This window comes from Halalkalibaculum roseum, assembly GCF_011059145.1.
GTDB classification, from domain to species: Bacteria; Bacteroidota; Rhodothermia; order Balneolales; family Balneolaceae; genus Halalkalibaculum; species Halalkalibaculum roseum.
In genome coordinates this window covers 160342-174489 of sequence record NZ_JAALLT010000003.1, presented here as the reverse complement: position 1 = coordinate 174489, position 14148 = coordinate 160342, and the positions used below count along the sequence as shown (strand labels likewise).

The 14148-nt window shown below is 43.9% G+C and carries 11 protein-coding genes; 7 read left to right on the top strand and 4 right to left on the bottom strand.

The window, feature by feature from the left end:
- Window positions 1–201 precede the first annotated feature (201 nt).
- Together G3570_RS09320 and G3570_RS09315 are read left to right on the top strand one after the other, a co-directional pair.
- Window positions 202–1068 carry a carbon-nitrogen hydrolase gene (locus tag G3570_RS09320; RefSeq protein WP_165141607.1) on the top strand — a complete coding sequence of 289 codons (867 nt, stop codon included), beginning with the start codon at window positions 202–204 and terminating at the stop codon, window positions 1066–1068.
- A 75-nt stretch (window positions 1069–1143) separates the two neighbouring features.
- Window positions 1144–2208: an agmatine deiminase family protein gene (locus G3570_RS09315; RefSeq protein WP_165141605.1), complete on the top strand. Its 1065-nt coding sequence runs from the start codon at window positions 1144–1146 to the stop codon at window positions 2206–2208.
- 13 nt (window positions 2209–2221) lie between these two features.
- Here G3570_RS09315 and G3570_RS09310 read toward each other — a convergent pair whose 3' ends face one another.
- Window positions 2222–2770, bottom strand: coding sequence for a hypothetical protein (locus G3570_RS09310; protein WP_165141603.1), 549 nt, complete (start codon window positions 2768–2770; stop codon window positions 2222–2224).
- A gap of 290 nt (window positions 2771–3060) precedes the next feature.
- On the opposite strand from G3570_RS09310, the gene gatB reads away from it, so the two are divergent.
- From gatB to purD, 4 genes are all read left to right on the top strand, one after another.
- On the top strand, window positions 3061–4509 hold the full coding sequence (gatB, locus tag G3570_RS09305) for an Asp-tRNA(Asn)/Glu-tRNA(Gln) amidotransferase subunit GatB (RefSeq protein WP_249066921.1): 1449 nt from the start codon (window positions 3061–3063) through the stop codon (window positions 4507–4509).
- A gap of 44 nt (window positions 4510–4553) precedes the next feature.
- Window positions 4554–5918, top strand: coding sequence for a TlpA family protein disulfide reductase (locus G3570_RS09300; protein ID WP_165141601.1), 1365 nt, complete (start codon window positions 4554–4556; stop codon window positions 5916–5918).
- On the top strand, window positions 5915–6682 hold the full coding sequence (tpiA, locus tag G3570_RS09295; protein ID WP_165141599.1) for a triose-phosphate isomerase: 768 nt from the start codon (window positions 5915–5917) through the stop codon (window positions 6680–6682). The genes G3570_RS09300 and tpiA overlap by 4 nt, the downstream gene beginning before the upstream one ends.
- A 101-nt stretch (window positions 6683–6783) precedes the next feature.
- Window positions 6784–8070 (top strand): phosphoribosylamine--glycine ligase, encoded by a 1287-nt coding sequence (purD, locus tag G3570_RS09290; RefSeq protein WP_165141597.1) that lies wholly within the window; start codon window positions 6784–6786, stop codon window positions 8068–8070.
- A gap of 62 nt (window positions 8071–8132) precedes the next feature.
- Here purD and G3570_RS09285 read toward each other — a convergent pair whose 3' ends face one another.
- From G3570_RS09285 to G3570_RS09275, 3 genes are read right to left on the bottom strand one after another with little or no spacing between them, the layout of a single operon-like run.
- Complete coding sequence (locus G3570_RS09285) at window positions 8133–9644, bottom strand: AMP-binding protein (RefSeq protein ID WP_346267255.1); 1512 nt, start codon at window positions 9642–9644, stop codon at window positions 8133–8135.
- Window position 9645: 1 nt separating this feature from the next.
- Window positions 9646–10734, bottom strand: coding sequence for an o-succinylbenzoate synthase (menC, locus tag G3570_RS09280; RefSeq protein WP_165141595.1), 1089 nt, complete (start codon window positions 10732–10734; stop codon window positions 9646–9648).
- 1 nt (window position 10735) lies between these two features.
- Entirely contained in the window at window positions 10736–11620 is an 885-nt protein-coding gene (locus G3570_RS09275) for a 1,4-dihydroxy-2-naphthoate polyprenyltransferase (RefSeq protein WP_165141593.1), read from the bottom strand.
- Window positions 11621–11906: 286 nt separating this feature from the next.
- Here G3570_RS09275 and G3570_RS09270 point away from each other — a divergent pair, with 286 nt between their 5' ends.
- Window positions 11907–14090 (top strand): glutamine synthetase III family protein, encoded by a 2184-nt coding sequence (locus G3570_RS09270; RefSeq protein WP_165141591.1) that lies wholly within the window; start codon window positions 11907–11909, stop codon window positions 14088–14090.
- Window positions 14091–14148: the final 58 nt, after the last annotated feature.

Sequence of the window (14148 nt, the reverse complement as noted above, 5' to 3'; positions counted from 1 at the left end):
TGCGAAAGATTCGTCCGGTGGCTTATCTTTTATGCTTTAGATGCAAAATAATGAGGGGTTTTGATTGGTTTGAAGAACTGCTTGCTCTTCTTCCCTAAGTGATACCAACAATTACATGTCTTTTAGATATGATTTATAATCTTTCCGTAATTTTGCGATGTTTGATCTTTGTGAACGACCACATTATTAACTTTTACAACTATGCCGGAAAGAGAAGTTACACTTGCACTAGTTCAGTTAAGCTGTACTGAAAAGAAGGAGAATAATATTGCGAAAACGGTTGAACAAATTCGTGCAGCTGCTTCAAAAGGGGCAGAAATCATTCTGCTTCAGGAGCTTTTTAATACTACCTATTTTTGCCGGTCAATAGACGACCGTTTTTTTGATTGGTCGGAAGCCATTCCTGGACCGCTTTCTGAGAAACTCTGTCCATTGGCTTCAGAATTGGATGTAGTAATCGTTGCGCCCTATTTTGAAAGGCGCGCAGCAGGCGTGTATCACAATTCTCTGATAGTAATAGATGCAGACGGAACTCTGTTGGGTAAATATCGAAAAAAGCATATCCCGGATGATCCTAGCTTTTATGAAAAGTACTACTTCACGCCCGGTGAAGACGACTACCAGGTTTATGAGACGAAATATGCTAAAATTGGCCCGTTGATATGCTGGGACCAGTGGTACCCTGAAGCTGCTAGGATCACGGCGCTCAAAGGGGCGGAGTTACTGGTCTACCCAACAGCCATAGGTACTCTGCCGGATGAAGGTGAAGCCATGGGAAAAGAGTTCCTGGAAGCATGGCAGACCATGCAGAGAAGTCATGCCATTGCGAACGGTTGCTTCGTGGCGAGCATCAATAGGGTAGGTGTTGAAGGAGAGGTCAGATTTTGGGGTCATTCCTTTGTGGCAGGTCCATTCGGGCAGATGCTGGCTGAAGCGGGTACTGAGCAAGAGATGCTGATCAGCCGAATTGATTTATCCAAAATTGAAAAACAACGCCAAATTTGGCCATTTTTCCGTGACAGAAGGATTGATACTTATGAGCCGATACTAAAGCGATATATTGATTAAAATTCGAATTTTAAACACTAAGCTCACAAAGAATTTAGTGACAATAGTGTCTTAGTGTTTAAAAGAAATTTGAGTATGAAAGGTACACCAAGAGAACTAGACTATCATATGCCCCCCGAATGGCATCCCCATGCCGGGACGCAGCTGCACTGGCCGACCAATCGGGAAACATGGCCCGGTGAAAGATTGGAGAGGGTGGAACGAGTATATCTAGATATTGTCGATGCGCTCCACACTTTTGAGCCCATACATTTATTAGTACCGGACGAAGGTTACCGCGAAAAAATCCTATCCCTTTTTGAAACGCGATCCATAGATCCCAAACAAATTACATTTCACTTGCAACAGGTAAATGATGTCTGGGCACGTGATTGTGGTCCCATATTTATCAGCCGTGTTGAGAAGGGGAGGGAAGAGTTCGCGATAACCGATTGGGAATACAATGCCTGGGGAGAAAAGTATCCACCTTATGATGACGATAATAAGCTGCCAAAATATTTTGCGGAGAAATATAATTTGCCGCGCTTTGAACCCGAAATGGTGCTGGAAGGCGGTTCTATTGAGGTTAATGGAGAGGGTGTGCTGCTTACAACCGAGTCCGTTTTATTGAATGAGAATAGAAATCCCGATCTGTCAAAAGAGGAAATAGAACAGAAATTACAGGATTACCTGGGAGTTGCAAAGATCATCTGGCTTGAAAAAGGACTGGCAGGAGATGATACCGACGGTCATATTGACGACCTCTCCCGGTTTCTCGATGCCGGAACCATCCTCACCATGGTCGTGGATGACAAAGACGATATAAACTACCAAGCTCTTGAAAGAAATCTGGAGATACTCGAACAGGCAAAAGACGTAAATGGTAATTCTTTTTCCATTGAGACTTTACCGCTTCCTCAAACAAAAATTGAAGGCACCACGGTCGACGGTTCTGAATTTGTACCTGCGAGTTATGCCAATTTTTATATTGCCAATGGTGTGGTATTAGTACCCACCTACGACATCCGTTTTGACGAGATGGCTCTGGATCTCTTCAGAAATTATTTTCCCAGCCGAGAAATCATCGGAATCCCTTGCTCGGACCTGGTATGGGGACAGGGAAGCATTCATTGTGTTACCCAACAGCTGTACGGGATTTAGGATACTCGGCCGTTTAGATCTTAAAAAATTCAGCCTGTTCTCGGGGTACGGTTACTGATGATTGGTAAGATTTTATAAACCTAATGATTTTAATAATATCATCCACCTTCAGCGTAAAAGCAGCGTCTTCAATATCTATGAGTGGTTGATAATCAAATTGTGAACCCTTTTTGTACATCAATTTATAATTGGTTGAGAAATCAAATAATGCTTCTCCTCTTTCTCTCGGAAGGTAGGGTGAAAATTTCAGTCCTTCGATATCATTTAGTGAAATCATGTCGGTATTGATTTCTTGTTCCCCTTTATAGGAGATGATCTTCAATTTTTGCTGCTCGACAGTAAAAACAAAATGGTAAAGTGGTTCGGATATTTTAAGTATACCTACAAAGCTTAACACAAATAGCAGCAGAGCAATGATTTGATTTAGGCTGGATATGGACCAACCGCTGGTCACAAAGGCATTGGCAAGTATATAGGTAGCCAAGGTCGTGGAAACCACAATAATGAGTCCCCAAAACAGATTGGTGGCCTCTTCATAAATATGTAGCTCTTGCTTTCTCAATAGTGGTCCTTGAAAATCCTGGGTTCGTCAATTGTCTTATTTATATGCTTTTGCAAACGAATGTAAGATTTTGATTGATAACTCTTTACTTGTGAATTAATCCATCATCTAACATTTCAGTTAGACAATAGGCGAACGTGAATATTTATACTCTAGTTTACGAAACTAATCAGAAAGTTTATTCTGAATGCCCTCTAGGGTTGCGAGATTACTACGATATTCATTAATAAATGTCTCTGATCTTTAATATCTTTCGCATCTTGAAAATCAACAGCAAGAAATAGGTGTTCATGAGCACTTCGATTAATAATTCATACGAAGCAGTGATCGGTCTGGAAGTCCACGCCCAACTGCTTACGGAAAGTAAGGCTTTTGCCCCGGTCTCCACAGAATTTGGGGGATCGCCTAATACACAGGTTACTCCACTTTGCCTGGGTCACCCGGGTACCTTACCGGTTCTGAACGAGAACCTGGTTAGGTATATCATAAAAATGGGCCTCGCAACCAACTGTGATATCGCCAAAAAATCAATTTTTGCACGTAAAAATTACTTCTATCCCGACCTTCCGAAGGGGTACCAGATCTCACAATATGAAACGCCTATCTGTCATGACGGCCATATTTCTATTAAAGCGGAAGGAGAAGAAAAAGAGATAGGTATCACGCGTATCCATATGGAAGAGGATGCGGGTAAATCAATCCACGATCAGGATCCCTATAACACGCTGGTGGATCTTAACCGAGCAGGGGTGCCCTTGATTGAAATTGTATCGGAGCCCGATATTCGCACCCCACAGGAAGCCTATGCCTACTTGAACAGAATTAAGCAAATTGTTCAATATCTGGAAATCTGCGATGGTAACATGGAGGAAGGAAGCCTTCGCTGTGACGCTAATGTCTCCGTTCGACCTAAAGGTCAGAAAAAATTCGGCACTCGTACCGAGCTGAAAAATATGAACTCGTTCCGGAATGTGGAACGCGCTATTCAGTATGAAATCGACCGACAGATTGAATTAATTGAGTCAGGTGGTGAAGTGGTTCAGCAAACCCTGCTTTGGGATGCCAACAAGATGGAGACCCGGCTCATGAGAACGAAGGAAGAGGCTCATGACTACCGGTATTTTCCCGAACCGGATATCCCACCGGTGGTGGTAACGGAAAAGATGCTGGATGATATTAGAGAAGAACTTCCTGAACTGCCCGATGTTCGCCAGCAGCGTTTTGCCGATGAATTCGGTATGAGCGAAGAGGATGCCTACAATCTTACCGAGAATAGATATTTGGCAGATTTTTATGAAGAAACTCTGGAGTATGCTGAGAATCCAAAGGCTGTTTCCAATGTGGTTCTAACCGAGGTGCTGAGGGTACTGAATGAAAGAAGTATTGATATTCGCTCATTTCCAATCACTCCCGAAAGGCTTGGTGGACTCATATCCCTAAGGGAAAACGACAAGATTAACTCTTCAGCGATGACCGAGATATTTGATGCTATGCTGGAGGTGGATAAATCCGCCGAAGAGCTGGCAAAAGAAATGAATCTGCTGCAGGTTTCTGATGCCGGATTCATCGAACCTATTGTAGAGGAGGTAATCAGTGATCATCCGGATGAAGTAGAACGGTACAGGGACGGCAAGAAAGGGCTTATCGGCTTCTTTATTGGTCAGGTAATGCAGCGTTCACAAGGAAAAGCAAATCCCAATCTTGTCCGAGAACTAATTGCTGAAAAGCTTGAAGAGTGATATTTAGGAAATTCGTTGGCTAACTTTTAAATAGAATCGGGTTCATGAAGATTTATAAATTAACGGCAATTTTATTGCTGATTTCAGCCTTGATCGGCTGTTCCGGTAATGATGAATTTAAAACAGCATTTATTGAAGGATCATTTTCAGTTGCCGACTCCATAGACAGCAGTCGAGACTTCTCGGGAATAGGATTGACTATCGTTAAACGAGATTCTTCAAATGCTGATGCCGATACACTCTTTCACCAGGTGACCGACTCCACAGGCAAGTTTCGCGGTGAAGCACGCTTCAAAGACAGAAGACAGTACTCGGCTTTGATCAGTCGAAATGAACGGAACCTTGCCCGTTTCGGCCTCATACTGGCTGACAGGGATACCATTAAAATAAGAGGGGAACTGCCGAACCTGGAAAATTCCATTGAAGTTGAGTCCAGAGAACATAATGCAATGGAGGTTTTCCAGCGTATAAACCGGGGCTTTCAGCGTGTAGCCGCATTTGCACAGGCCGGACGTTTGACCGGAGACAGTCTGAATACGGAACTGAATAAATGGAGCAATCTCTACTGGGAGGTTTACCAAAACCACGAAGGAACGCTGGCATCACAGATGGCAGCCTCAGAGTCAGTTCGTCTGCTTCAGGGGTGGAATGACGAAGCCATGATGAGCAAGATACGATCGGTTCAGGATAAGGATGAACTGGTAAGCCTGGGAGCAACTTACGGAAAGAGCTATCTTGCCGGAGAAAAGGGTTTGGATTATACGCTTCAATACCTGGATACCCTTCAGAATAATTCCAATAGCCAAGATTCCGAGATGCGCGTTACTATGGAAAGAATAAAGCTGCTTTACGACAGCGCCAGGGTAGAACAAGCCAAGCAACTTCTGCTGCAATTTGAACAGAGTTACCCGGAAAATAGAAACGCCCAGAGCTGGGCTGAAGCAATCAGCTACGATCTTAACTACCTTTCACCCGGCGATACTATTCCTTCATTTTCTTTTGAAGTAAATGGAAATACCTTCAGCAGAGACTCCCTGATGGGCACTCCGTATATACTGGAGATCACTACACTTGCCAACAGACTCTACCAGGATCAGTACGACCGAACAGTTGCTATTCACAGTCTTTATAAGAATTTTGGGCTTCAGGTTATCACCATCCCGCTGGATAACAGTCAGGTAACGGTAGATGCCTTTTTTGAAGCCAGAGGCATAAAGCCCTGGCCGGTTGCACCCGCTCAGGCATTCGAACGTCAGGAATTGCTCGAGCTATTTAATGTCCGGGTAATACCCACCCGTTTTCTTATTGATCGGCAGGGACGAATCATCCGAAAGTACGTCGGCAGAGAATACACCGATGTAATTCAAGGTATACAAACTATAATTAAGCAAGATAATTCACCGTCATGAGACGATATTTAATAGCAGGAAATTGGAAAATGAATTGCGGGCCCGGAAGAACTTCAGAATTGCTTCAAGGGATCAAGGAACTCTCACCTCAAATACCGGAAGCTGTAGATGTACTTGTTTGTCCGCCTGAAATATCGCTGACAACGGCTTCGGAAGTGCTCAATGATTATGATGTCTATCTGGGAGCACAAAATGTTCACTACGAAGATGAAGGAGCCTTTACCGGTGAGGTTAGTACGGGTATGTTAAAAGAAGTGGGCTGTTCCTACGTGATAATCGGACATTCCGAGCGCCGGGAATATTTCGGAGAGACGGATAAAACAGTTAATGCAAAGGTTATTAAAGCACTTTTAGATGACCTGAAACCTGTTCTCTGTGTCGGAGAATCCTTGGCCCAGCGGAAAAAGGAAGTGCACAAGAAAATGGTAAAAAAGCAGGTTCAGGCGGCACTGAATAGTGTAAAAGAAAATAATGTCAGTGATGTAGTAATAGCTTATGAACCTATTTGGGCCATCGGTACTGGTGAAACAGCTACCCCTGAGCAGGCACAAGAAATGCATGAAATGATAAGGTCGGTACTTTCTGAGTTATATGATGAAGACGCTGCCGATGCCATTCGAATTCTTTATGGGGGAAGTATGAAGCCGCATAACGCAGAAGAACTTCTAAGCCAGCCTGATGTGGATGGCGGACTGATTGGCGGGGCTTCTTTGAAAGCGGATAGCTTTACCGATATCATAAATATTGCTGAAAAGCTGTCTTAGCAGAAAGCTTTTCCTCTGAGGCTCAGATGAACAGTCATCATTAAGTATTAAGTAAAAATAGTTACCGTATTTCTTTCACTAACTAATATACTAACTAGCAAATGAACGTATTACTTCTTGGCAGCGGCGGACGTGAACATGCACTGGCCTGGTGCATCAACAAGTCGGAAAAACTGGATAAACTCTACATTGCACCCGGAAATCCCGGAACAGCTGAAGTAGGAACAAATGTCGACCTGTCGCTATCCGATTTTGAAGAGATTCTCGACTTCATAGAGGATCAGGAGATAGATTTAACGGTAGTGGGTCCGGAGAAGCCCTTGGTTGACGGAATTGTTGACTTTTTAGAGCAGAAGGGACATAAGGTTTTTGGTCCCTCAAAAAAAGCCGCACAGCTAGAGGGCAGCAAGAAATTTGCCAAGGAGTTCATGAAAAAGAACAGGATTCCTACAGCTGATTACGAGACTTTTACACAAGATGAGTATGATGAAGCTTTTGAATACATAAAAAATAGGGACGAGTATCCCGTTGTATTAAAGGCCGACGGGTTAGCAGGAGGCAAGGGAGTGTTTATCTGTGAAACAGAGGAGGATGTTGAACAAAGACTAAATCAACTTAAAGAAGATTCTAAACTGAGTGATGCCGCCGAGACTCTGGTGGTGGAAGAGTTTATGAAAGGGGAGGAAGCATCCGTGTTTGTACTTTCCGACGGACAGACTGCCAAGGTTATCCATAATGCCCAGGATCACAAGCGTATAGGAGAAGGAGACACAGGCTTGAATACAGGCGGAATGGGAGCTTACTGCCCGGCACCTGTAGTAACCAATGAGATCAGGCACAGAATTGAGAAAGAGATTGTACTGCCCACCATATCCGCTATGCTACTGGATGATATGCCGTATAAGGGTATTCTCTACTGTGGTTTGATGATTACTGATAAAGGTCCGAAGGTAGTAGAATTTAATTGCCGATTCGGAGATCCGGAATGCCAGGCAGTGGTACCGTCTCTCAAAACCGATCTGCTTGAATTAATGGAGGCAGCTGCTAAAGGTGAACTTGCCGGACATGAAATTGAGCTGGACAACCTATATCGCTGTTGTGTGGTTATTGCTTCTGAAGGGTATCCCAAATCGTATGAAGCCGGCAAAGTTATTGAAGGTCTTAACCGTATATCTGTAGATGCCAATGTATTTCATGCAGGAACGGTATCCAAGGATGGGGAGATTCTTACGGATGGTGGCAGGGTTCTAAGTATTGTTGGAGCCGGTGAAACGCTTCAAGACGCCATTAAGAATACTTATGCCGAAGTAAGGAAAGTCACTTTCGAAAATGCCTACTATCGAAGCGATATCGGGGTTAAGGGTCTGGCACATCTCGACGAAGAATAGATTCCCTGCTAAGAAATTGTATGTTAAAATCCTATATAAAGGAGATCTTTGTCAGAGAAAGCTTAGCTATCTTTTCTCTTTCGTTCCTTCAGCAATTTGATCAGCTCTTCGCGAATAACTTTACCCGAATGTGTTCGGGGCAAAGTGTCTGCCTGCACAATCTGCTTGGGAACCTTATAGGATGTGATGCGTTTCTTAAGGGTTTTCTGAATAGATTCAGTTTCCAGCAGGTCATGTGTTTTGGCAACTACCACAGCCACAACCTTTTGTCCCCACTCTTTGTCATCCACACCGAAAACAGCGGCTTCTCTGATAGGTTCGATTTTTTCAAGCTCCGCTTCGACCTCAAAGGGTGATACATTTTCTCCACCCGTGATTATAAGATCGGTACGGCGCGATTCAATGAAAAGGTGACCGTTGGCATTCAGATGTCCATAATCTCCGGTATTGAACCATCCATCCTCATCAAAGGAGAGGTTGGGTTTCTGTTTCTTGTAATAACCGTCAAATACCTGTGGTCCTTTGAGCCAGATAATACCTGAATTGTTTACTCCAATATCCCTGTTCTGATCGTCGCGAATCTCAATTTGATTGGGTTCAAATATGTTGCCTACACTTTTAAGAGGTCGATAGGTTCCGCTCGGCTTGAGCAGGGGGTTGGCTGCAATTTGGGCACAGGTTTCGGTCATACCATAGCTTGACACAACGGGAATACCCCATTCGGTTGCCTCCCTCAGCAGACCTGAATCTATCGGTCCGCCACCCAGCAAAATTGCCTGAAAGTTTTTATGTGTCTGGAATCCTTTGATGTCCAGTAGTCTTTTGAGCATAGTAGGTACCAGGGAGGCCGCCTGGAACATCGGATTCTCAGATAAAAAAGTGGAAACCGCATTGATATTAAACTCATCCATGCGATAAATACCAGATCCGTACAAGATGGACCGGAGAATAATTGAGATGCCCCCGATATGATTAAGTGGCAGGCATAAGAGCCAGAAATGATTCACGCGGGGCTTAAAATTATGGGAAGAGGCTTCCGCTGCAAAGAGCATCTGTCTCCGTTTCAAAGGCACAATCTTAGGATGACCGGTAGTACCGGATGTAAAAAAGTAACCGAAAATGTCCTCCGGTTTGAAATTTGGCTTATATCTTTTTGCCCTTCGACCTAATTCTACATCGATACTGAGTGCTCGTTCCAGCCTGACTTCAGCGATGCCAACCTGGTTTCCTAGAAAGTCATGGTGGTTATGATCTTCATCAGTAATGATTAATCCCGGTTGTAATTCATTAACCTGGTACTGAAGCTCTTCATCGGTTGATTTCGGATTGAAACAGATAAAAGGAATACCCAGCTGCCAGCAAGCTCCGATACAGAAAATAAGCTCATCAGACGATGAGGCAAGGAACCCGACCGGCTTTTTAAGGTCGTGATCAAAATCAATAAGAAACTGGAGAAAGAAATCAGAGAAGAGGGCGAGTTCGGCGTAGGTTCGTAAGCCATTTTTAGAAGCTAAAAACAGATTTTCTGCATCCGGAGACGCAAATGAAGGTATCTGTAAATCTGTGCTTTTCACACTACAAATCTATTTGACCGGGTTCTAAATATTTGTGGTTGGAGTGGTATCTTTCACCCAACTCAGAACGATCAGGCAGACTAACACTCCCGTTATTAATATAAGTTCCATCATTCCAAACATCCATAGTTAGCAGGCTGCCGGTGGAGAGGCCGTGTGCTGAATCCCTGTTGCCCAAGCCGGCTGCCAAAATTACCGTCATTGTTCGCCCGATGCCACTTTCCAGGCTTGTTGTGTAGATGACTTTATTACCATGATTGTTTGCAAGGCGATTTGTTGCAAATAATTTTGATAAGGCTCCCAAAACCATTGGCTTAACGATTACTGCAGAGATGACGGGCATGATAGATTCCCAGTCCCGGATCTTCACAAGGCTTTCGTCCAGTGCCAGTGGAAGTCGGGTCTTTTTTTGGAGTTTCTTATAATTTTCAACTGTGGCTTTGGCAAGCGGTTCCTCGCAATATTCAATATCCAAAGACTCCAGCTTTGAAAGATTGCTAACGGCCTCCTCAAGATCCCAGGCCCTGTTGGCGTCTAGCCGCAGCTTTAAATCCGGATAAAGAGAGCGAATTCTTCTGAGTTCTTCTAGCTCGTTTTCAAACGCTTGCCCGATTTTGATTTTAACAGTGGAGTATCCCTTATCGATCAATTCTTCAATTCTCTTCAAAGTCTTCTCACCTTTTGAAATGGGAGCAATTCCATTTACCTGGAGTTTGTCGGAATAATCATCAAATAAAAAGTCCTGCGCGGTTGTTCCTGCTCGCTGTGATAAAAAATCCACTACCAGGGTATCCAGAGCAAACTGAAGTGAGGGATAGATATTATTTTTTCTATGGAATACCTGCATGGCATCCAATGAAAGAGCTTTCTGAAATAGTTCAATAATTTCAGATGAAAATGTTTTCAATTGCTGAACAACTTCATCCAGCGTTTCTGCAGAAAATCCATGTAGGGGAGCAGCTTCACCCAAGGCCTCAATTTCACCATCCTTCAATTCCAGTACAAGGCCTCTACGTTCTGTGAAAGTCTCGGAACTCGTTTGAAAAGGTTCTTTAAAGGGAAAAGCGTAAGTATAGGCGTTTAGCTTCATATCAGATTATTATACCTGCGCTGAATAATATTCCAAATAAAGTCATGAATTGGGCGGTCTGTTCCAGAGTTTTATTGAGCTTAGGTTTTTCTTTCTCAGTCCAGATAACCTTAAGTAGGTAGACAGCAAAAGGAAAAGTGGTATAGGGAAGAAAAATGAAGAGACTATAAGATAGATAAACATACATGTAACAGGGTATAATTGCAGCTACCAGTATCATCAATAGATATTCCCAACGCAAAGCACTTTCACCGAGTAGTACACCCAGTGTGTTCTTCCCGGCCGGTCCATCCTGCTCCACATCCCTTAGGTTATTCACCACTAAAATATTTACCGAGAGGGCCCCGATAGCAAGAGATGACCAGAATGAATCAGTGGACCACTCCAGTGCATTCACATAATAGGTTCCCATGACAGCAACTATACCAAAAAAGATGAAAACGAAGAGATCACCCAAGCCATTGTATCCCAATGGAAATGGACCTCCGGTGTACAACACACCGAATACCAGCGATGCAATACCTAGGGCAAGGATTACCCATCCAGCATGCCATACCAGGTATAATCCTAATACGAATGCCATCGTCATGGTGTATATGGTTGCCATTTTCATTTCATCTGCGGAGATAAGCCCTTCGGAAGTGGCTCTTTTGAATCCGACCCGATCTTCGGTGTCAGCTCCTTTGACAAAATCGAAGTAATCATTTGCAAAATTAGTACCGATCTGAATGAGAAATGCGCAGAGCAAGGCTACCGTGCTGGGGAGCCAATCGAATGAGTCATGGTTATAAGCTATAGCCGCTCCAACCAGTACCGGAACAAAGGCGGCGGCCAAAGTTTTCGGACGCGCAGCTTCAATCCAAGTTGCTAATTTTGATGGGGGCAATTGAGGATTTTTTTGGTGATAAATTGTGGATAAGTGTCTGTCTGAAAATAGTGAAATATAGCGATGCTTAAAAAAAGAAGACCAAACCTCAGGCTCACAAAATAATGTTAAGTGAGAAAGGAGAAACGAGGCCAATACATTAAAAAATTAAACAATAATAAAATATTCACCTTTTTATATTAAATGTTTATAAATATATGGCTAAATAATTTGTGTTAATATGCAATTGCATTATTTTTAACGCAGTCAGAAATGAAAACATTAACTTTCATCTTTTAATACTTCCATGACAAAAGCAATCAGACGTTACGATACTTTAGCAGCAGCCAGGAACTGGACGCCGAAGTCTAACGGCTCTTTTGATACACCGTTTAACATCACCGAGATATTCGGTGAAAACACGCTTCAACTCGAAGACCTGAAAGAACGCCTTCCCAAGGTAGTTTGGCAAGATCTTAAAAAGACAATGGGTGAAGGCGAACAGCTTAATTCTGAGGTGGCGGATGCCGTTGCGGTGGCCATGAAAGACTGGGCCACCGAGAAAGGAGCAACACACTACACGCACTGGTTTCAGCCTTTAACCGGTCTCACTGCAGAGAAGCACGACAGTTTTATTACACCAAACCAGGGGGGCGGAGCCCTTGCTGAATTTTCAGGCAAGGAACTGATTCAGGGCGAACCGGATGCCTCCAGCTTTCCAAGCGGTGGATTGCGACAAACTTTTGAGGCTCGTGGATACACGGCCTGGGATCCTACATCTCCGGCGTTTATTATCGAAAATCAAAATGGTTCGTATCTCTGTATTCCGACTGCATTTGCGTCGTGGACCGGTGAAGCATTGGATCATAAAACACCACTTCTGAGATCTGTCGAAGCACTCGACAAGCAAGCCAAACGTGCTCTGGCACTTTTTGATGTGGACGCAAAGCGCGTTTCTTCTACTGTAGGATGTGAACAGGAATACTTCCTGATTGACCAAGAGTTTTACTACCGTCGGCCGGATCTTATGACCGCCGGACGTACGCTAGTTGGCGCTAAGCCTCCGAGAGGGCAGGAACTCGATGATCACTATTTCGGCTCAATTTCTGAGCGTGTACTTTCTTTCATGCTTGAAGCTGAAAAAGAGCTTTACAAACTGGGCATTCCTGTGAAAACACGTCACAACGAAGTGGCCCCGAGCCAGTTTGAAATTGCTCCGATTTTCGAAACAGCCAATATTGCGGCCGACCACCAGCAGCTGATGATGATTACACTGAAAAGGGTGGCCAGGATCTACGGATTTGAGTGCATACTTCATGAAAAACCTTACGACGGTTTGAATGGAAGCGGTAAGCACTTGAACTGGTCTATGAGTACCAGTTCAGGAATGAACTTGTTGGAGCCGGGAGATAATCCTCACGACAACATGCAGTTTATGTTCTTCTTTGCTGCTATACTAAAAGCAGTCTATGAGCATCAGGATCTGCTTCGTATTTCCATAGCACATGCCGGGAATGATCACCGGTTGGGTGCTAATGAAGCACCGCCAGCCATTATTTCCGCTTATATAGGTGACCAGCTCGAAGATATTGTGAACCAGCTTCTAAATGGTGGTATGCGTGAGTCTAAGCAGGGCGGATTGCTGGGACTCGGAACTCCTGTACTGCCTTCTCTTCCCAAACATGCAGGGGACCGAAACCGTACTTCTCCCTTTGCATTTACAGGTAATAAATTCGAATTCCGTGCGGTTGGCTCTTCCCAGTCTATATCATTCCCAATCGTCGTACTCAATACCATTGTAGCAGATGCTATTGATAAACTGTGCACGACGCTTGAAAAAGAGATGGAAGACAACAATTCCCTGGAGGAAGCACTTGGAAGCGTACTGAAAGATTCTCTAAGTGAGTCACACGATATCATCTTCAACGGAGACGGGTATTCCGAAGAGTGGGAAAAAGAAGCCGAGAAGCGCGGCCTCTTGAATCTAAGAACTACAATGGATGCCTTGCCTAAGCTTACCGACAAAAAGAACATCGATCTTTTTGAGAAGCATCGCGTGCTCAATGATAGAGAGATACATTCGCGTCAGGAGATATGGGCTGAACAATATTTAACTACTATAAATATTGAAGCCGATACCACTGAAGCCATGGCAAAAACCATGATCTATCCGGCGGCCGTTCGCTACATGAACGAACTTGCTGAGAACGTGGAACGGGTTGACAAGCTTGGACTTGCAACAACCGGTTCATCGAGTATGCTGAATAAAGTGAACGATGGGTTAAACGATCTCAACAAGGCACTTGAGCAGCTGAGGGAAGAAGTGCTCGAAGTGGGAGATGAGGATATCATCGATCGCGCAACCCACGTAAAGGATAAGGTGATTCCCGCAATGAATGATATTCGGGATGCCGTTGATTTCCTAGAACGTCACACGGCGGACGATTACTGGCCTTTGCCGGTATATCGCGAGATGCTTTTTGTGAAATAATATTCATTAAACTAAATCTTAAAGCGGCGTCTTCAAGTGAAGGCGCCGCTTTTTTTAT

Coding starts and splice junctions, on each gene's coding strand:
- G3570_RS09320 (WP_165141607.1), top strand. CDS start 202: ATGCCGGAAAGAGAAGTTACACTTGCACTAGTTCAGTTAAGCTGTACT.
- G3570_RS09315 (WP_165141605.1), top strand. CDS start 1,144: ATGAAAGGTACACCAAGAGAACTAGACTATCATATGCCCCCCGAATGG.
- gatB (WP_249066921.1), top strand. CDS start 3,061: ATGAGCACTTCGATTAATAATTCATACGAAGCAGTGATCGGTCTGGAA.
- G3570_RS09300 (WP_165141601.1), top strand. CDS start 4,554: ATGAAGATTTATAAATTAACGGCAATTTTATTGCTGATTTCAGCCTTG.
- tpiA (WP_165141599.1), top strand. CDS start 5,915: ATGAGACGATATTTAATAGCAGGAAATTGGAAAATGAATTGCGGGCCC.
- purD (WP_165141597.1), top strand. CDS start 6,784: ATGAACGTATTACTTCTTGGCAGCGGCGGACGTGAACATGCACTGGCC.
- menC (WP_165141595.1), bottom strand. CDS start 10,734: ATGAAGCTAAACGCCTATACTTACGCTTTTCCCTTTAAAGAACCTTTT.
- G3570_RS09270 (WP_165141591.1), top strand. CDS start 11,907: ATGACAAAAGCAATCAGACGTTACGATACTTTAGCAGCAGCCAGGAAC.